The sequence below is a fragment of the Erythrobacter sp. S249 genome (assembly GCF_057364975.1).
Genome location: NZ_CP200287.1, coordinates 2,441,202 through 2,459,006 on the forward strand (window position 1 = coordinate 2,441,202; position 17,805 = coordinate 2,459,006).

Sequence of the window (17,805 nt, forward strand, 5' to 3'; positions counted from 1 at the left end):
ATGATCCGGGTGGAAGGGTGGAGGGTGCGGGTGGTGCAGCACCGTTAAAACGTACCTCTGACGCTAAACTAGGCATGCAGCGCGCAAACTTCCATCGCAAACAGCGCAAAACTTGCGCATCAATGGGTTGAGCGCGCGACAGCGCTCGACTAAAGGCATCGCTTTAATGACATTGTCCGGCGAAAACACAGGCTCTGGCCGCTATCCAGCGGGCCGTTTGGCCTTCCCGCACCGCGATCTGGTTGGCATTGGCCAGCTGGAGCGCCACGAAATCCTCTATCTGCTCGAATCTGCGGAGCAATGGGTCGAGCTCAATCGGCAACCCTCCAAGCACACTGATCTGTTGGCCGGGCAGACGATCATCAATGCCTTCTTCGAAAACTCGACCCGCACGCTGCTCAGCTTTGAGATTGCCGGCAAGAGGCTGGGCGCGGATGTGGTGAATATGCACGCCGCGCAAAGCTCTGTAAAAAAGGGTGAGACGCTGATCGATACCGCGATCACGCTGAACGCAATGCGCCCCGATGCGATTGTGATCCGCCACGGGGCGAGCGGCGCGACACAGCTGATCGCGGACAAGGTCGATTGCCCGGTTCTGAACGCGGGCGATGGCAGCCATGAACACCCAACGCAGGCGCTGCTCGATGCGATGGCTTTGCGTCATGCGCTGCGCAAACGCGGCGAGGCGGCGGAGGATTTCACTGGGCTGACGATCACCATTTGCGGCGACATCCTGCACAGCCGCGTCGCGCGCTCCAACCTGCTGTGTCTGCAGGCGCTGGGCGCAAGCGTGCGCCTGTGCGCGCCGCCAGCCTTGATGCCAGCGGGCGTGGAGGCGATCGGCGCGCAGGCATTTCACAATTTTGACGAGGCGCTGAAGGGCGCGGATGTGGTGATGATGCTGCGCCTGCAAACCGAACGCATGCAGGGGCAATTCATCCCGTCTGAGCGTGAATATCACCATCTCTACGGCCTCACGCAGGCGCGGCTCGCCAATGCGGCGCCCGACGCGCTGGTGATGCACCCCGGCCCAATGAACCGCGGGGTCGAAATCGACAGCGAAGTGGCCGATATGCTCGACCGCTCAATCATCACTCAGCAGGTGGAAATGGGGGTCGCGATCCGGATGGCCGCGCTCGACATTCTAACTCGCAGCGCGCGCGGTGTTGAAGGATGGGCGATGGGCGAGGGGAGCGCATCATGAAGCAGTCACAGCCTGTCACAATCACCGGCGGCCAATTGGCGACGCCCGGCGGCATGATCAGTGGCGGCATCCGAATGGATGGCGGCCTCATCACGCAAGTCGGCGCAGACATCGCCGCGCAGGACGGCGACGAAGTGATCGATGCGCGCGGACAGATCATCGCGCCGGGCCTGGTCGATCTGGGCGTGTTTCGGATCGACAAGGCGGCGTTTCATTTCGGCGGGATCACCCGCGCGGCCTTGATGCCGGATCAATCCCCGCCGCTCGATTATCCCAGCCGGGTCAGCATGATCGCCAAGAGCGGCAAGCCAGACCTGTGGGTTCACCCGCTGGCAGCGGCGACCCGCGCGCTGGACGGGCAAGAACTCGCCGAAATCGCGCTGATGAAGGATGCAGGCGCAAGAGGAATCGCCACCGGGCGGCGTTGGATCGCAGATTCCGGCGTGATGCTGCGGGTGCTGCAATATGCGGCGATGCTGGACCTCGTTGTTGTGACGCATGGCGAGGACGATGCGCTGACCGGTGAGGCGGCGGCGACCGCTGGCGAAATGGCCACCCGCATGGGACTACCCAGCGCTCCGGCAGAGGCAGAAGCGCTGGCTATTGCGCGTGATATTGCTCTGGCTGAGATTGCGGGCGCGCGGCTGCATATTCGCCAGGTGACGACGCAGGCTGGCTTTGATCTGGTGCGCGCGGCCAAGGCGCGCGGCGTGAACGTAACCTGCGGGATCACACCTGCGCATTTCATGCTGTCTGACCTTGCGACCGTGCAATTCCCGACTTTCGCAAAATTCTCACCGCCTCTGCGCAGCGAAGCGGACAGGCAAGCGGCGCTGGCAGCGATTGGTGATGGCACCGTCGATGTGATCGCATCGGGCCATGATCCGCGCGGGCCAGAGGACAAGCGTCTGCCCTTTGCCGATGCAGAGGCGGGGATGGCCGGGGCTGAGACGCTACTGGCGATGACGCTGACTTTGGTGCGCGACGAGGTGATCGATATGGCGCGCGCCTTTGCGCTGCTCGCGGGCAATCCGGCGCGCCTGCTTGGCGTGCCAGCTGGTCAGCTAGAGGCTGGGCTAGAGGCGGATATTGCGCTGATTGATCCCGAGGCCCCGTGGATCATCGACCGCCGCAAGATGTCCGCGACCGCAGACAACACCCCGTTTGATCGCCAAGGCGCTCAAGGCCGGGTAAAGGCGCTGTTCAAAGGCGGCGTGCAAGTCGTTTGAGCGCGGTGCGGGCGGCTCCAGCACTTAAGGCAAACACAACTACATACAAAAATACCCCCGGCGTTTCGCGACACCGGGGGTAGTCTTGCTGAATTCTGGAAAGTTCCAGAGGGATCTGTCTCTTAGCGTGTGCGCGCTGCGATCCGCACTCCGCGATCAATCGCGCCGGCTGGCGGGTTGATCTTGGCGTAGGCGAAGCAGCCTTTGCCGGATGAGCGAACGGTTGAACACATGCTGCGTGCGCTGCTGAGGCCAAAGCCAGCGGCTGCGACGCGGAAGAACGTTTTGCCTTTCACTTCCGCTTGCGTGATCACCACATCGTGGTTTGCCAGCTGCGGATAGCGCGATTGGTAGATTTCCCAGGCGCGGTCGGCTTCGGCGCGGCTAGAAAAGCTGCCGAATTGAACCATGTGTGTGTCATCAGAACCAGTTGCGACGGCTGCCATGCGGCGCTGGCTGGATGCCGCGGCCACAGGTGTCGGGCGCTTTCCGTTGTCAGCATAGCTTGTAGGCAGTGCTTGGACGATTGGGTTTGAAACGAAGCGAGCGCGGGCGGGTGCCGGTGCTGGCTTAGGCGCTTCAGCAACCCGTGTAGGGGCTGCGGCAGGTGCCGGATCAAATGTTTCAATCGTGCTGTCGTTCGACACACCAAAGGCGAGAGCTTCGCTTTCGGTTGGCGTGGCAGCGGGTGCCGGTGCCTGAGAAGCAGCCTCAGCGACCATAACGCCTTGGCTTGGGAAGTTGCTGAGCGCGAGATATTGCGGTTGGCCGCCATCTTGCGCTGGGTTCACGCGCAGCAGACCTGCGACGCGGGTTTGGTATTGCTCAGGGGCGCTTTGAGCGGCCCATTCAGCAATCCGGTCGTTCACTTCACCAGCTGGCACATCTTCTGCCGCCATCACGCGGGCAGCGCGCCAATTGCCCGAGAGAGCATAGGTGTAGGCGAGGTTCTGGCGAACCTTCGCGCTGTTTTGGCCGCCGCGCAAAGCATTGGTCAGAACGTGCACGCCCTTTTGCGGCTGTCCAGCCAAAGCATAGGCGAGGCCGAGATCAGCCGGATCAATATCGGAAGACCAAGCATCGAGCTTTGCAAGCGCGCTGCCTTTGTCGCCAAGCGCGGTTTTAGCCAGCGCGTAGCTGAGGACAGTGCGCGGATCGGTGTCGCCGAGTTCCAAAGCATCGTCAAAGCTGGTCGCAGCCGATTGAAAGCGGCCCGATTCTAGATAAGCAGCGCCAAGCATCGCGCGGAATTCTGCATTGCGAGGATCAGCCAGAACCGCTGCCTCTGCATGCGTAACCGCCTTATCGACCTGGCCTTTTTCCAGCGCGGTTTGCGCCTTGCTGAAAGAGGATAGGGCAGGCGGGGCAGCCGAGGTGGTGCAACCTGCAAGCGCTACACTGGCAAGTGCGGTCGAAACAATGAGGCTCATTTTCGGGCCGGTCATTTTGTAGGTTTCGCTGCGGTCCATGGTCATAGTCCTTGTGAGTAACTCTGCTGTCTTGGTTCGATGCAAAAAGTTAACAAATCAGTCGCGTTTCATCTTTTCCGCGAGCGTATCGAGGTCATCGATTTGGTCGAGCAGGGCGTCGAGCGCCTCAGTAACCAATGCTTGCGCGCTCTTGCCTTGCATGGTTGATGCGAGGCGAAGTTTGAGATGGCGATCGGTGTCGAGGCGCAAAGTGAAAGCAGCGCGGCGTCCAGATGAACGCGCGGATGCTTTCGCTGATTTGCGCTTTTTAGCCGGTTTGCTGCTCTTTGAAGCAGGCACTGGAGCGGGCGCTTCGGCGGTTTCCCCGGCAATGCGTGCGGCCAGCTCTTCTTGCTGGCGCAGCACATCAGGTGTGTCCGCGTTTTCGTCCCAATCATGCTCTTCAGCGTCTGCGTCGTTAGGCTCTGCCGGGGACAATTGAACCACATTCGCAGTTTGCGATTGGTCCTCTGTTTCGTCCTCTGCACCCATATCGTTCCAGCCCAAGTCTTCCAGATTTGCAGGCTTGCCTGCATCAGGAAGGTTGGTGAGCTGAGGGCGCATAGCCGGTTTGGCCCCGCCCTTACGAGCGAGCAGCGCGGAATTCAGCGAGGCAAAGCTTGCTTCAGTCATCGCGCAGGTGCTCCTTTATTGAGCGACGCGGCGACCGAAGCCACCACCGCCAGCTGGACGGCCACCGCCGACAGCTTGCTGCTGGGTGCCAGGTGCGGCGAATACGGTGCGGCGGAAATTCTTTTCAAGCCGGTCCGAAATATACTTCCAGAGTGCTGTCATTTCAGCAGCACTGCGGCTTTCCGGATCAACTTCCATGACCGTGCGGCCATCGATCATTGATGCGGCATAATCGGTGCGATGATGCAGCGTGATCGGGGCAACAGTTCCGTGCTGTGACAGAGCCACAGCGGCTTCTGAAGTGATCTTGGCCTTTGGCGTCGCAGCGTTCACTACGAACACCAGCGGCTTGCCAGCGCGCTCACACAGATCAACCGTCGCACCAACAGCGCGCAAATCATGCGGGCTTGGACGAGTTGGCACTACGATCAGTTCGGCAACGCCGATAACCGATTGAATTGCCATGGTGATCGCCGGCGGCGTGTCAATCACGGCCAGTTTAAAGCCCTGCTGACGCAGAACTTGAAGATCATTGGCGAGCCGAGCAACAGTCGTCTGAGCAAAGGCGGGATACTCCGCCTCACGCTCGTTCCACCAATCAGCCAGCGATCCTTGTGGATCGATGTCGATCAGTACGACTGGGCCAGCGCCCGCACGCTGTGCTTGGACGGCGAGATGTCCGGAAAGGGTAGTTTTCCCGGATCCGCCCTTCTGCGATGCTAAAGCTAGTACACGCAAAGCCTTGGTCCCCCTGTTAGGCCGTTGGCGCCGCCTGATTGCGGCTTGGATGACACTGAGATCGCAGGATACCCCTAATTTACAGTTAACGAGGATCACGAAACCAACATCTTGCTTGCGATTAGGGTATGGCAACGAATTCCTAACGGATCGTTCACTATAAGGCACATGTGCACGCCCGTACGCGCAAGCAATCGGGCGGCAAGCACACAGTTTTGACGCTATTTATAAGAGAATGATCATGGCCCATTTCCTTGCCCTTGATGCCGATTCTAAATCTGCAACAGCCCGCGTGTTTGCCGGTATGAGGCTGGCCGCGAGCGGAGCCGTCGCAGCGATCGCTTTGGCAGCGGCGCCGGCAATGGCCGATGTGAAGGCGGGCGTGGATGCATGGAGCTCTGGCGATTTCACCACTGCGGTGGAGCAATGGCGCGGCCCGGCTGGGCGCGGCGATGCCGATGCGATGTTTAACCTCGCCCAGGCATACCGCCTTGGCCGCGGGGTTGAGCTTGATGTCGAGCGCGCGCGCACTCTTTATGCTGAGGCAGCGCGCAAGGGCCACGTAAAGGCGGCCGATAACTACGGGCTGCTCTTGTTCCAGCAGGGCGAGCAAGCGGAAGCCATGCCGCTCGTCACAGCGGCGGCGGAGCGCGGCGATCCGCGCGCGCAATACATTTTAGGCTTGGCGCATTTTAACGGCGATTACGCTCCGAAAGATTGGGTGCGCGCCTATGCTTTGCTGACCTTGTCGGTGTCTGCTGGCCTCCCGCAAGCGAAAGATGCCGTCGCGCAAATGGATCGCTATGTGCCGATCGAGCAGCGCCGAATGGCTCAGTCGGTCGCGCGTGATCTGGAGGCAGAGGCCGTTAAACTGCGCGCTGCGCAATTGGCCGATGCGGAGCTTAATCGCCTGCCATCGGGCACGCAGCCTGGACCGAGGGTTGCGCAAGCCACTCCGGTTCCTGCGCCTAGCGAACCTCGGGTAAACACTAATTTTAGTCTTAATGGCCCAGCCGCGGCTAGCACCACTGCTCCGGCAGCAGCTGCACCGACTCGCGTAACGCCGCCTGCGCCGCGCACCGCCCCGACCGGCAATGGCCCGTGGCGGGTTCAGCTCGGCGCGTTTGGCGTGGCTGGCAATGCAGATCGGCTTTGGAAGAAGCTTTCAGGCTCCAGTGCTTTGTCGGGTGCGCGCAAGATTCTGGTCCCAGCGGGCCGGGTCACGCGCCTGCACGCGGGCGGTTTCGCTTCGCGCGCTTCGGCGCAAAAAGCGTGCAACGCCTTGAAGGCCCAAGGGCAAGGCTGCCTCGTTACCAAGAAATAGGCCCTCGTTTTTCGGCGAACCACCGAAAACGGCCCACGCACTACCCACAGCCCGGCTTTCCCTAAGGCGGAGGGCTGCTATCATGCCACCGGGACAATGGGTGGGATTGACATGAGTGATACGCAAAGTGGGCAAGCGGCCGAATTTACGCTGGGCGATAATGCAGCTGATGGTGTGCCAGAGGGCGGACCGGCTAAGATCTCCGATCGCATCGGCAGCCTAGATTTCATTCGCGGTCTTGCCGTGATGGGCATTTTGGCGGCGAATATCATCGCTTTTGGCCAACCCTTTAGCGCTTACATGTTCCCGGAGGCATTCCTTGTCCCGGCCAATGATCCGGGCGGATGGCAATGGATTGCGCAATTTGTCGTGATCGATGGCAAGATGCGCGGGCTCTTCACGATCCTGTTTGGCGCGGGGCTTTACCTGTTTATGGAGCGAGCATGGGCGCGTGGGGAGACGCGCTGGCTGCAGGCGCGGCGATTATTCTGGCTGCTGCTATTCGGCCTCATCCATTTCTTCTTCATCTGGCGCGGCGATATTCTTGCCTATTATGCCCTAATCGGATGGATCGTCCTGCCATGCCTCAAATGGAAAGCTGACACGCAGCTAAAGGTTGGGCTGCTCGGATATCTGGTTGGCGCAATCCTCTATGCTTTAATGATGGTGCCGCTCGCTTTTGTGGCTGATACGCCAATGGGTGAGCAAGCTGCGTTCAGCGAAATGCGCGATGATTTGGAGGGCGGCAAGCAAGAGGCGCGGGCCGAAGACGCAGTTGAGGCCGAGATCAAGCAATCAGGCGATTACGGCGCATTTGTTCAGCACCGCGTTGAGGAGCATTGGTTTGAACCCTTCGCCAACGCGATGTTCTTTGCGATTGAGACGTTCCCTCTGATGCTCATCGGTATGGCGCTTTACCGGATGGGGTTTTTTAGCGGCGGCTGGGCGCCCTCGACTTTGCGCAAATGGGGCTGGATCGGTCTGATCAGCGGGGGTGCGCTGCATTTGGCCATCGCGCTGTGGGCCAAGTCGAATGGCTTCACCTATTACGGGACGCTCGCGGCGTTTGTCGGGATCAGTCCGCTGCCCAGGCTAATGATGGTTCTGGGAATGGCTGCTTTGCTCGTGCTCGCCGCGCCCAAGGCGACCGGATGGCTGGGGCAACGCGTGTCCGCCGCCGGGCGCGCCGCCTTCACCAATTACCTTGGCACTTCGGTGCTGATGCTGCTGGTCTTCCACGGCTGGGCTTTGGGTCTGTTTGGAGAGCTTAATCGGCCTCAGCTCTATCTGGTGGTTCTGGCCGCCTGCATCATCATGCTCGCATGGTCGAAGCCGTGGCTGGATCGGTTTCGCTATGGCCCGCTTGAATGGCTCTGGCGCTGCCTGACCTACGCTAAGCTGTTCCCGATGAGGCGATGACGGCTTGCTTTAGTTTCCTAGCCACCCGCGCTTTCGGCCCTTCCATCTGGATTGTGGATCCGTACGTTTCGGGATTTGGTGTCCAATATACAATGCAGTGCAGCTCGGTCGCGTCAGCGACCGCAAGGGCGCATGCCCGCCCGCAGCGGCGCGGACTTGTCCGCAAGCCGCGAGGAGATCGCATCGCGGATGCGATGCGGACCGAGTAGAATCCTCTTGCTATTGAGATTAATTCTCATAATGTGCTTTTGCAATTGATTCGCAGGAGTAGCGAAAAGCCGTCATGTATATCTGTATTTGCAATGCGATCCGTGAAACTGACCTGCGTAAGGCGGGCCTTGGCACATCTGGCGATGCAGAAGCGGTCTATGCAAAGCTCGGCAAGCGTCCCAATTGCGGCCAATGCCTTCAAGAAGCTGACAAAATTCTGGATGAAGTGCGCGGCGTTGCAGAGCGTCTTGCTTCTTGCAAAGAACTCGCAATCTAAACTGGCAATACGCTATTGCGAGGGTATCGCAAGTAGCTGAAAATCTTACATTTTTATACGCCCACGCCTTGAATGGCGGCGGTTTTGCGCGCATATAGTGCGCACATCACAACCAGTGTCACCGCCAATCCGCGCCCCGCAGCGCGTTATCTATTCAAGGAGCATCACCCATGAAGGGCGATCCAAAAGTCATCGAATTTCTCAACAAGGCGCTCACCAACGAGCTGACCGCGATCAACCAATATTGGTTGCACTACCGCGTGCTCGACGATTGGGGCGTCACCAAGCTGGCCGAATATGAGCGCAAGGAATCCATCGAAGAGATGGAGCACGCCGACAAGCTGGCCGAGCGGGTTCTGTTCCTCAACGGCCTGCCCAATTTCCAGGCGATCCACAATCTGCGCGTCGGCGAGACTGTCGAGGAAATTTTGAAAGCCGATATGGCGCTGGAAGAAGACGCGATCCCGCTGCTGCGCGATGCGGTCGAATACAGCGAAAGCGTACGCGACTATGTCAGCCGCGACCTGTTTGCGCACATCTTGGACAACGAGGAGGAGCACGTCGACTTCCTCGAAACGCAATTCGACATGATCAAGAACATGGGGCTGGAAAACTACGTCCAGCTGCAAAGCAAGGCCGCTGGCGAAGAGTAAGCTCTCAGCGGCCAGATAGGCCTATCAGTCAAGAAGGACGGGGCGGCTTAAGCGGCTCCGCCCTTTTTGTGTTTGGCCGAGAGTGATGGCAGTATGTCGACCCTCGCCACTAACTCCCATCATCAGGCGTGGCTTTGTCCGATTGGCCAGCGGAGGCCACAAGTGTCTCTCTCGCAAAATGCAGTAGGCCCGTGGTCAGAAATCCCATGGTCGCTATCCATGCGCCCGCGATCAGCGTCCCGATCTGAGGCCGGATAAAGGCGCTGATGAACAGCATGATAATCACTACACAGATCGATAAGGCCGCAGCGGTGCTGAACATCACAGCCCGCTGAACTAGGCGGCGGCGCCGACGCAGCCGGGTCAGCTCGCGCTGTTCGCGGGTCGTGCGGTCTTCGGACAGGCGCTCTTCCAGCCGTTCAATTCGGCCCGCGACCCAGATCAGCCGCGCCATCATCACATTCATCACCGCGCCAATCCCTGCGAGCAGAAATGCCGGTGCTAGGCTGAGCCGGACGATTTCCTGCACGCGCATTGTACTGGAGGTGCGCTCGATGAGGTCAGAGGCAATGTCGGAAGAGGTAAGCAGGTCGAGGAGCATAGCTGCGATCTGATAGTGGCAACGCAAGTTCAGGCAAGGGTTGGCTTTCCGCGCTCGCTAAAATTCCTTGCCGGTGAGGCGATGGTCGAAGCTTTTCGGGGCTGTAGTGCTTTCTTCAAGGCACCAGCTTGTTACGGCATTATCGTAGCGCCCCTGCTTGACAGCTTGGACCAAATTGTCAGGCTTGGTCCGTTCCCCGCGATCATCCACGTACCAAAAAGTCTGGCATTGCTCCGAACTAGCAATGCGAAAGGTTTGTCCGATGGGTTTGATCCCAGGCATGAGCGCGCGCGGCCCTTCCCAAAATACGGAGCGATCAGGCTTGACGGTAACCGAGGTTATTTTCGGTAGCTCTAGGAGCGTCATGCATCGCGCGTCGCATGCGGCTAGTGCGCCATGTTTTGTAGAGCGCTCGTAGCTGAAGCTCTCAATTAAGACGTCACCTGACAAAAAAGCGAAGTCCTCTTTTTCAATGCGCGTTGTATGCGGAATACTCGCGGACCTGTCGAAACCATTAAGGTCGAACCATCTGTCAATTGGAGGAAGAGGGTCGCGATAGAAGGGTCTGCTATGATTGACGAAGCCAAATCTGTTGATCGGCGGTGCCCTTTTTTCAGGAACCGCCTTAGGGCCGTCGAAAATTTCCGGGCTCTGCTTGTAGAATGCAGCTAGCATCGAGACGCCGATAACAGCATAAATTGCCGCAATAAAAAGCGCCTGATCTGGCGGTAGTCGTCTCCTGAGTACTGCTGCAGTCAATGCCAAGGTTAGTCCAAATAATGCGATCCAAGCGTTTAGATGGTAGAACACGGCAAAGGCGAATAAAATGAGCGCAAATAGCGGGGCAAACCAGATCAAGTCTGGACCGGGTTGGCCTGCTCGGGTGCGAAAAGAAGCCTTTGCTACCATTTTTTGAGATTATGATCGTCATCAATAATACGCAAGATAGCGCATTAACTCTATTCAACGAGGAGCCTAGGTCTTATCAGCTCCGCCGCTGTAATTGCCCCCTCCGCCGCGATTGGCATTGTAGGGGTTCTTCGGGCTTTTGAGCGACACGCGCACTGGCACGGCGTCAAAGCCGAGTTTCGAGCGGATGCCGTTTACCAGATAGCGTTCGTAGCTGGTCGGGAGCACTTCCAGACGGCTGCCGAACACCACAAAGCGCGGCGGGCGGGTGCCGACCTGAGTGATGTAGCGCAGCTTGATCCGGCGGCCCTTTGGTGCGGGCGGCGGGTTGTTGGCCAGCGCATCGTCGAACCAGCGGTTGAGCGCGGCGGTGGGCACGCGCTTTGACCAGCTTTCGCGAATTTCAAATGCGCCAGACAACATGGTGTCGAGCCCTTTGCCGGTCTTTGCAGACACGGCAAACAGGGGCAGACCGCGAACCTGCGCCAGACCATCGTCGAGCGCGCGGCGAATGCCGTTGAACAATCCGCTGGGGTCCTCGGCAATGTCCCATTTGTTGATGGCGATCATCAGAGCGCGGCCTTCTTCGAGGCACATGCTGGCGATCTTGAGGTCCTGATGCTCAAGGCCCTGCGTCGCGTCGAGCAGCAATACGACCACCTCGGCAAAATCGACTGCGCGGCGGGCATCGGCGACGGAGAGCTTCTCCAGCTTCTCTGTCACATTGCGCTTTTTGCGCATGCCCGCGGTGTCGATCAGACGGATCTCGCGCGTCTCGCCGCTGTCGGGATCCGTCCAGTCCCAATCGACCGCAATCGAATCGCGGGTGATCCCGGCCTCTGGTCCGGTCAGCAGGCGGTCCTCGCCCAGCATCCGGTTGATCAATGTCGATTTGCCCGCGTTCGGACGGCCGACAATTGCCAGCTTCAGCGGACCCAGCGGGGCCTCTTCTCCCTCATCGAGCGCGAACTGCGCGGCGGCCTTCAGCGCCTCGGCCTTGTCTCCGATTAGCGGCCACAGCGCGCCAAACATATCGGCGACGCCTTCGCCATGCTCGGCCGAAACCCCGATTGGCTCGCCCATGCCGAGCGAGTAGCTTTCTAAAATGCCGTCCTCGCCCTGCTTGCCCTCGGCTTTGTTCGCGACGAGTACGACAGGCACCTTCTCGCCCTTGATCTCGCGCTGTTCGCGCAGGAACCGGGCGACCTCTTGATCAAGCGGGGTCACGCCAGCGCGCGCATCAATCACGAACAGGATCGCATCTGCGCCTTCAATGCTGACCTCGGTCTGCTGGCGCATGCGGCCAGACAGGCTGTCGGGGTCTTCATCTTCCCATCCGGCGGTGTCGACGATCGTAAACTCTAGCCCGGCAAGCTCCGCATCGCCCATGCGGCGATCACGGGTCACGCCCGGCTGATCATCGACCAGCGCGAGCTTCTTGCCCACCAGCCGGTTGAACAATGTCGATTTGCCGACATTGGGCCGGCCAATAATAATGACTTGCGGTTTATCTGTCGGTGTCATGATGCTGTCCTTACCGCTCGCGCGCTGTCCTGTTCAGGCCTGCGCCGCAGCAGCGGTGTAGGCGAGCGGCGGGGTTTATTCCGCTTTGGCAATGGGCGGGTTGTCGCCCAGGTCTTCAAACCATGCCTCAACCGGGCCGTTCAATTTGATGGTCAGCGGCTGGCCTTTGCGGTCCACCGTCTTGCCCGCCTGTACGCGCACCCAACCTTCGGAAATTGAGTATTCCTCAATGTCGTTGCGCACGCGGTCCTTAAAACGAATGCCGATCCCGCGCTGCAGAACCTCTGCATCGAAATGCTTGCTGCGAGGGTTCACAGACAAGTGATCGGGCGGCGTGTCGGTGCCAGCTGTTGGCTTTGTTTCTTCAGTCATGCTCTTTTATCCAAATCCAGAGATTGCCCACACTTATATTCTGGCCACTCACGGCGATGTGCACATGGGTTGGCCAAAGGCGGCGGGGACAAGCGTTTGAAAGTTCTGAGGCGTCCATAGTCGCAGGTGCGCGGCGGAACAAGATCGTTCCGCTTGCCCTTTTTCGCGCACCAGACTAGAGGCGAGCGCAATGCGCGCGGGGGCCGGTTGGTTTCCCGCGCGGCTTCGTTCAATCAAGCGGGCGTGGCGGAATTGGTAGACGCGCTGGTTTTAGGTACCAGTATCGAAAGATGTGGGGGTTCGAGTCCCTTCGCCCGCACCAATGTTTTTCCGCGCCGGTGTTGAGAATTCGCATATCAGATGCGCGTCGTAATGGCGTTTAAGTGTCTGAACTTACGAGATTGTTGAGAAGGTTTCAGTTTTTCCAATGCAGACCAAGCAAACCACCAATGAAGGCCTGAAGCGCGCCTATCAGATCACTGTCACTGCCAAGGAATTGGCGCAAAAGATCGACGCGGAGATCAAAAAGGTCGCCCCTCAGGTGCAAATGCCGGGCTTCCGTCCCGGCAAAGTGCCAGCCAATCTGGTGAAGAAAATGCACGGCGAACAGCTGCACGCGCAGGTTGTGAACGACACGATTCGCGATTCGCTGGAAAAATTGCTCACCGATGAGGGGCTGCGTCCTGCTATGCAGCCTAAGGTTGAGCTGGCTGAGGGCTATGAAGAAGGCAAAGACGCCGAGATCTCGGTCGAGCTGGAGATTCTCCCAGAGGTTGAAGCGCCAAGCACCGACGGCCTGACGCTCGAGAAACTGGTTGTTCCTGTGAAGGACGAGCAGGTCGAAGAAGCGCTGCAAGGCCTCGCGGGCCAGAACAAGAGCTATAAAGACGCCGCCAAATCGAAGAAGGCAGCGGACGGCGATCAGCTGATCATCGATTTCGTTGGCAAGCTTGATGGCGAAGAATTTGAAGGCGGCAAAGCCGAAGACGCGCCATTGGTGCTCGGCTCTGGCCAGTTTATCCCAGGCTTTGAAGAGCAGCTGACGGGTTCGAAGACCGGCGATGAGAAGACCATCGACGTGACCTTCCCTGAAGATTATCAGGCCGCGCATCTCGCCGGTAAAGCGGTTCAGTTCGACATCACTGTTAAGCAAGTGAAGGTCGAAACCGACACCAAGATCGACGATGATTTTGCGAAGAATCTCGGCCTTGATGATCTCGATAAGTTGAAAGAGATCATGAAGGGTCAGCTGGAACAGCAGACCGCCGGTCTCACGCGCACGCAAATGAAGCGCGCTTTGCTTGATCAACTGGCGGCGGGTCATGACTTTGCCGTTCCAGACAACATGGTGGATGCCGAATTTGAGCAAATCTGGGCTCAGCTTCAGCAAGAAGCCGCGAAGGAAGAGAAGCCTGAAGAGGCTTTGAAAGAAATCGAAGCGGAAAAGGACGAATATCGTTCCATCGCCGAGCGCCGCGTGCGTTTGGGCCTGCTGCTGAGCGAAATTGGCCAAGCCAATGGCGTCGAAGTGACCGCGCAGGAAATGCAAATGCTGGTGCAGCAAGCCGCTCAGCAATACCGCGAAGAAGATCGCGAGCGTTTCATGCAGTACATTCAGCAAGAGCCAATGGCCGCTGCTCAGCTGCGCGCACCGCTCTATGAAGACAAGGTCGTCGATTTCCTGTTTGACAAGGCTGAAGTTACCGAGCGCGAAGTGACGCAGGAAGAGCTGCAAGCCGCAATCGAAGCGGATGAAGCCGCCGACAGCAAGCCAGCCGCCAAGAAGAAGGCCCCGGCCAAGAAAGCGGCAGCGAAGAAAGCTCCGGCTAAAAAGCCAGCTGCGAAAAAAGCGCCTGCGAAGGCTGCGGATAAGAAAGAGCCAGCGCCCAAAAAGGCCCCAGCGAAAAAGCCAGCGGCTAAGAAAGCCCCGGCGAAAAAGGCTGAGCCAGCCAAGAAAGCGGCGGCCAAGAAGCCAGCAGCCAAGGCGGATGCCAAGCCAGCCGCAAAAAAAGCGCCTGCGAAAAAAGCTCCGGCTAAGAAGCCTGCCGCCAAAAAGGCACCTGCGAAGAAGAAATAATTCGCCGGGCGCCTCTCTTGCCCTCGCATTTTAGCGGGGCAGGCGACCAGCAAATTGCCGAAACAATACGAGCCGTGATCCAGAAAATGGGTCACGGCTCGATTGCGTTTGCGCGCAGCGTTTAGCCTAGGCCAGCTTTCTCAGCGCGTTCCTAACCCATCTTTAACCATGTGCCGCTATCCCTAACGCAATCTTAGGGCAAATTACGTAGGCATTCCGTCTCGCGTGGCTTCAGGGAACAATGGGTGAGCATGCATCATGAGTAACACGTTCAGCATGTCGTGGCTTAAAAGGCGCTTCGAAGGCGGATCAATCAACGCGCAGGTTGGGCGTATGTTCAACTTGTTTGCGCTGCTGGTTATCGTGCTCGGTGCGGTTGCCACCGTCGGTACGGTTCGAATGGAGCAGCGATCCTCAAAACTGTATGACCAGACCGAAGTTGCCTTCCTGACTGCCAGCATGGACCGCAACGTCAACGTCGCGAAGAACTGGATGGGCGCGTATCACTCTCGTGGACGCGATCCCGAGTTCATGGAAAACGCGATTGAGCGAGTCGAAGACACGATCGTTATGAATGAGCGCCTGGCCGAAGCGGCAGGCTCGATCGATCAAACCTACCTCGCGCAAGCCAAAGAAGTCGAAGCCGGTCTCCAGAACTTCTCTGCGATCCTGGCAGAGGTGCGCGCTGCACCGGATGATATCATCGATCAGGAAGCGTTCCTTGGGCCGAAGTACGATGCCATCGACGTCCTGCTTGACCAAATTGTTGCTATTCGCGAGGACGTGGCCGCTGAAGTGCAAGTCTCATCTGGCCAAAGCCTGTTTGAAATTAAGGCGCTTATCGCGGCTCTAGTCGTTGGGCTGCTTATTGCGCTTGGCCTGGTGTTCCTGGGCAAACGCCTTGTTGCCAGAAACGTGGTGGCTCCGATTGTTGAAATCAGCGATGTCAGTGAACGCATTGTGGCCGGCGAATTTGATCTAGAGATCCCAGCGTCAGATCGCGACGACGAGATTGGCACCCTGTCTTCTGCTCTTACCGTGCTGCGCGGTGTCCAATCTGAGGCGGACGCCAACGCCAAGCTTGAGCTTGAGCGTGAGTTGGTCCGCGAGCGTGAACTCAAAGAAGAGCGTGAGCGTGCCCAAGAAGAGCAGCGTCAAATGCTCAAATCCCTTGCCAATAAGTTTGAAAAGACCGTTGGCGATGTCGCAGCCGGTGTGGCCGCCGCCTCCAGTCAAATGGAAGATTCGGCGACCATTTTGGCACGCAATGTGGAATCTTCTTCTTCCACAGTCCGCGCCGCCAATTCCAGCTTGAAGCAGGCATCTGACGGTATCACCGGCGCTGCCTCCGCCTCTGACGAGTTTGCAATGTCGATCAATGAAGTGAGCCGTCAGGCATCCTCTTCATCTGAGCGCGCTCGCAAGGCTTCTGAAGCGGCGGCGAAGGCCGATGCAACCATCTCTGAACTGACCGGTTCAGCCGATCGCATCAGCCAAATCGTTGAAGTGATCGCTGGGATTGCCCAGCGCACCAATTTGCTCGCGCTGAACGCCTCGATTGAGGCCGCACGCGGCGGCGAAGCGGGACGCGGCTTCTCTGTTGTGGCATCCGAAGTGAAAGAGCTGGCCTCGCAAACAGGCCGCGCAACCGAAGAGGTCGAAAGCCTGATCCGCGACATGCAGGATGCGACCGGTGAAAGCGCCAATGCGCTGGCATTGATCTCAACCGAAGTGGTTGCTCTGGAATCGACCGCCACTGCGATTGCCAGCGCGGTGGATCAGCAAGCCGTTGCTGGCCAGGATCTGGCGCAAAGCATCGATCTGGCCGCCCGCAACACGCAAGACATCAGCGCAACCATCGAAGATGTGAGCGAAGTTTCCATGACCGCGGGCAGCACAGCGACGCAAATGCTCGCCAGCTCGCAGGAAATGTCACTTCAGTCTGAAAATCTGCGCGAACAGGTTGCTGAATTCCTCAAGCAGGTGCGCGCCGCTTAAGCCCGCGCATCGGCGGCGGCTCAGCGAGCTGCCAGCTTATACCTACGCACTACACAAATGCCGCCGGTTGGATTTCCTTTCCAGTTTGGCGGCATTTGCGCGTGCATTGGCGTGTCCGATCACGCAAAAAGAAACTGTGATTGAATGCACAGGTGAAGGTTAAGGCCCTTGAACATTTTCCGTGTGCCCCCGACATAGCAGAACCGAGATAAAGAAGGACCACCAGCACATGATCAACCTGTTCGGCAATTCTGGCGAGACGCACGGCACTCAGGGGCAGTTTACCCGCGATCCGCTAACCGGCGCATTGGTGCCGATGGTGGTTGAGCAAACCAGCCGCGGCGAACGCAGTTTTGACATTTTCTCCCGCCTGCTGCGCGAACGCATCGTGTTCGTCACCGGTCAGGTCGAAGATGGCATGGCCTCGCTGATCACCGCTCAGCTGTTGTTCCTTGAAAGCGAAAACCCGTCGAAGCCGATTTCGATGTATATCAATTCGCCCGGCGGCGTTGTGACCGCTGGCATGGCGATCCACGATACGATGCAATACATCAAACCGCGCGTTTCGACCGTTTGCATGGGCCAGGCGGCCTCTATGGGCAGCTTCCTGCTCGCCGCGGGTGAGCCGGGCATGCGTGTCGCACTGCCAAATTCGCGGATCATGATCCACCAGCCATCCGGCGGTGCGCGCGGCATGGCCTCTGATATTGAAATTCAGGCGCGTGAGATCCTGCGGATCAAGAAGAGCATGAATGATCTGTACGTGAAGTACACGGGCAAGAAACTGTCTGAGATCGAAAAGGCGATGGACCGCGACACTTTCCTCGAAGCGGAAGAGGCGAAGAAGTTCGGCCTGGTCGATAAAGTGTTCGAGACCCGTCCAGAGGGCGACTCGAGCGATGATGAGAAGGGTTCGGGCGGCGCGCCAGAATAAGGCGCACGGTCTGAACTGTAATTTGGGCGCTGATGGCCGAATCGCGATTAAGAATCACCGGTTCGGCTTCCCAAGCCGGGACACAAGCGGCCAAAGTGCGACTTTAAAGACGCCAAAACGGGGCAATTGCCCAAAAAGAGCCGCGTTAATGTTGATTCACAACCGGCCCTATATATTGTTGAGCGAATCCCCACCGGGCACTCGGTTTGGTAATTGGATTACAAGCGGTGTAGT

The 17,805-nt window shown here is 58.5% G+C and carries 16 protein-coding genes and 1 tRNA gene; 10 read left to right on the forward strand and 7 right to left on the reverse strand.

Annotated features, from left to right (window positions below):
- Positions 1 to 166 precede the first annotated feature (166 nt).
- Both AC0V6V_RS11530 and AC0V6V_RS11535 read left to right on the forward strand, forming a co-directional pair.
- Positions 167 to 1,204, forward strand: coding sequence for an aspartate carbamoyltransferase catalytic subunit (locus AC0V6V_RS11530; RefSeq protein WP_486165518.1), 1,038 nt, complete (start codon positions 167 to 169; stop codon positions 1,202 to 1,204).
- A complete protein-coding gene (locus AC0V6V_RS11535; protein WP_486165519.1) occupies positions 1,201 to 2,433 on the forward strand; it encodes a dihydroorotase in 1,233 nt (410 codons plus the stop codon). The genes AC0V6V_RS11530 and AC0V6V_RS11535 overlap by 4 nt, the downstream gene beginning before the upstream one ends.
- Before the next feature lie 122 nt (positions 2,434 to 2,555).
- Here AC0V6V_RS11535 and AC0V6V_RS11540 read toward each other — a convergent pair whose 3' ends face one another.
- From AC0V6V_RS11540 to AC0V6V_RS11550, 3 genes are read right to left on the reverse strand one after another with little or no spacing between them, the layout of a single operon-like run.
- On the reverse strand, positions 2,556 to 3,902 hold the full coding sequence (locus tag AC0V6V_RS11540) for an SPOR domain-containing protein (RefSeq protein WP_486165520.1): 1,347 nt from the start codon (positions 3,900 to 3,902) through the stop codon (positions 2,556 to 2,558).
- Between the two features lie 57 nt (positions 3,903 to 3,959).
- On the reverse strand, positions 3,960 to 4,535 hold the full coding sequence (locus AC0V6V_RS11545; RefSeq protein ID WP_486165521.1) for a hypothetical protein: 576 nt from the start codon (positions 4,533 to 4,535) through the stop codon (positions 3,960 to 3,962).
- A 15-nt stretch (positions 4,536 to 4,550) separates the two neighbouring features.
- Entirely contained in the window at positions 4,551 to 5,273 is a 723-nt protein-coding gene (locus tag AC0V6V_RS11550; RefSeq protein WP_472639565.1) for an AAA family ATPase, read from the reverse strand.
- 241 nt (positions 5,274 to 5,514) lie between these two features.
- Between AC0V6V_RS11550 and AC0V6V_RS11555 the strand changes: the two genes are divergently transcribed.
- The 4 genes from AC0V6V_RS11555 (at position 5,515) to bfr (ending at position 9,156) form a co-directional block, all read left to right on the forward strand.
- Positions 5,515 to 6,597 (forward strand): SPOR domain-containing protein, encoded by a 1,083-nt coding sequence (locus AC0V6V_RS11555; RefSeq protein WP_486165522.1) that lies wholly within the window; start codon positions 5,515 to 5,517, stop codon positions 6,595 to 6,597.
- A gap of 111 nt (positions 6,598 to 6,708) precedes the next feature.
- The gene (locus AC0V6V_RS11560; RefSeq protein WP_486165523.1) at positions 6,709 to 8,016 is read left to right on the forward strand and encodes a DUF418 domain-containing protein; all 1,308 of its coding nucleotides are present in this window, start codon (positions 6,709 to 6,711) and stop codon (positions 8,014 to 8,016) included.
- Between the two features lie 283 nt (positions 8,017 to 8,299).
- Positions 8,300 to 8,503, forward strand: a complete 204-nt coding sequence (locus AC0V6V_RS11565) for a (2Fe-2S)-binding protein (protein WP_486137286.1) — start codon at positions 8,300 to 8,302, stop codon at positions 8,501 to 8,503.
- A 170-nt stretch (positions 8,504 to 8,673) separates the two neighbouring features.
- Positions 8,674 to 9,156: a bacterioferritin gene (gene bfr, locus AC0V6V_RS11570; RefSeq protein WP_472644364.1), complete on the forward strand. Its 483-nt coding sequence runs from the start codon at positions 8,674 to 8,676 to the stop codon at positions 9,154 to 9,156.
- A gap of 109 nt (positions 9,157 to 9,265) precedes the next feature.
- Here bfr and AC0V6V_RS11575 read toward each other — a convergent pair whose 3' ends face one another.
- The 4 genes from AC0V6V_RS11575 to AC0V6V_RS11590 form a co-directional block, all read right to left on the reverse strand.
- Positions 9,266 to 9,757, reverse strand: a complete 492-nt coding sequence (locus tag AC0V6V_RS11575) for a DUF2721 domain-containing protein (RefSeq protein ID WP_486165524.1) — start codon at positions 9,755 to 9,757, stop codon at positions 9,266 to 9,268.
- Between the two features lie 57 nt (positions 9,758 to 9,814).
- On the reverse strand, positions 9,815 to 10,615 hold the full coding sequence (locus tag AC0V6V_RS11580; protein ID WP_486165525.1) for a hypothetical protein: 801 nt from the start codon (positions 10,613 to 10,615) through the stop codon (positions 9,815 to 9,817).
- A gap of 117 nt (positions 10,616 to 10,732) precedes the next feature.
- Positions 10,733 to 12,190: a ribosome biogenesis GTPase Der gene (gene der / locus AC0V6V_RS11585; RefSeq protein WP_486165526.1), complete on the reverse strand. Its 1,458-nt coding sequence runs from the start codon at positions 12,188 to 12,190 to the stop codon at positions 10,733 to 10,735.
- Between the two features lie 75 nt (positions 12,191 to 12,265).
- Positions 12,266 to 12,562, reverse strand: a complete 297-nt coding sequence (locus tag AC0V6V_RS11590) for a DUF3297 family protein (RefSeq protein WP_486165527.1) — start codon at positions 12,560 to 12,562, stop codon at positions 12,266 to 12,268.
- Positions 12,563 to 12,799: 237 nt separating this feature from the next.
- Here AC0V6V_RS11590 and AC0V6V_RS11595 point away from each other — a divergent pair.
- The 4 genes from AC0V6V_RS11595 to AC0V6V_RS11610 all read left to right on the forward strand — a co-directional run bounded on the left by AC0V6V_RS11595 (position 12,800) and on the right by AC0V6V_RS11610 (position 17,571).
- Positions 12,800 to 12,884, forward strand: a tRNA-Leu gene (locus AC0V6V_RS11595).
- 105 nt (positions 12,885 to 12,989) lie between these two features.
- Complete coding sequence (gene tig / locus AC0V6V_RS11600; RefSeq protein ID WP_486165528.1) at positions 12,990 to 14,639, forward strand: trigger factor; 1,650 nt, start codon at positions 12,990 to 12,992, stop codon at positions 14,637 to 14,639.
- A 258-nt stretch (positions 14,640 to 14,897) separates the two neighbouring features.
- Positions 14,898 to 16,637, forward strand: coding sequence for a methyl-accepting chemotaxis protein (locus tag AC0V6V_RS11605; RefSeq protein ID WP_486165529.1), 1,740 nt, complete (start codon positions 14,898 to 14,900; stop codon positions 16,635 to 16,637).
- A gap of 229 nt (positions 16,638 to 16,866) precedes the next feature.
- Positions 16,867 to 17,571 carry an ATP-dependent Clp protease proteolytic subunit gene (locus AC0V6V_RS11610; protein WP_472644370.1) on the forward strand — a complete coding sequence of 235 codons (705 nt, stop codon included), beginning with the start codon at positions 16,867 to 16,869 and terminating at the stop codon, positions 17,569 to 17,571.
- Positions 17,572 to 17,805: the final 234 nt, after the last annotated feature.

Bases quoted from the DNA above. Each gene is read 5' to 3' on its own strand.
- AC0V6V_RS11530 (WP_486165518.1), top strand. From the start codon at position 167: ATGACATTGTCCGGCGAAAACACAGGCTCTGGCCGCTATCCAGCGGGC.
- AC0V6V_RS11535 (WP_486165519.1), top strand. From the start codon at position 1,201: ATGAAGCAGTCACAGCCTGTCACAATCACCGGCGGCCAATTGGCGACG.
- AC0V6V_RS11540 (WP_486165520.1), bottom strand. From the start codon at position 3,902: ATGGACCGCAGCGAAACCTACAAAATGACCGGCCCGAAAATGAGCCTC.
- AC0V6V_RS11545 (WP_486165521.1), bottom strand. From the start codon at position 4,535: ATGACTGAAGCAAGCTTTGCCTCGCTGAATTCCGCGCTGCTCGCTCGT.
- AC0V6V_RS11555 (WP_486165522.1), top strand. From the start codon at position 5,515: ATGGCCCATTTCCTTGCCCTTGATGCCGATTCTAAATCTGCAACAGCC.
- AC0V6V_RS11560 (WP_486165523.1), top strand. From the start codon at position 6,709: ATGAGTGATACGCAAAGTGGGCAAGCGGCCGAATTTACGCTGGGCGAT.
- AC0V6V_RS11565 (WP_486137286.1), top strand. From the start codon at position 8,300: ATGTATATCTGTATTTGCAATGCGATCCGTGAAACTGACCTGCGTAAG.
- bfr (WP_472644364.1), top strand. From the start codon at position 8,674: ATGAAGGGCGATCCAAAAGTCATCGAATTTCTCAACAAGGCGCTCACC.
- AC0V6V_RS11575 (WP_486165524.1), bottom strand. From the start codon at position 9,757: ATGCTCCTCGACCTGCTTACCTCTTCCGACATTGCCTCTGACCTCATC.
- der (WP_486165526.1), bottom strand. From the start codon at position 12,190: ATGACACCGACAGATAAACCGCAAGTCATTATTATTGGCCGGCCCAAT.
- AC0V6V_RS11590 (WP_486165527.1), bottom strand. From the start codon at position 12,562: ATGACTGAAGAAACAAAGCCAACAGCTGGCACCGACACGCCGCCCGAT.
- tig (WP_486165528.1), top strand. From the start codon at position 12,990: ATGCAGACCAAGCAAACCACCAATGAAGGCCTGAAGCGCGCCTATCAG.
- AC0V6V_RS11605 (WP_486165529.1), top strand. From the start codon at position 14,898: ATGAGTAACACGTTCAGCATGTCGTGGCTTAAAAGGCGCTTCGAAGGC.
- AC0V6V_RS11610 (WP_472644370.1), top strand. From the start codon at position 16,867: ATGATCAACCTGTTCGGCAATTCTGGCGAGACGCACGGCACTCAGGGG.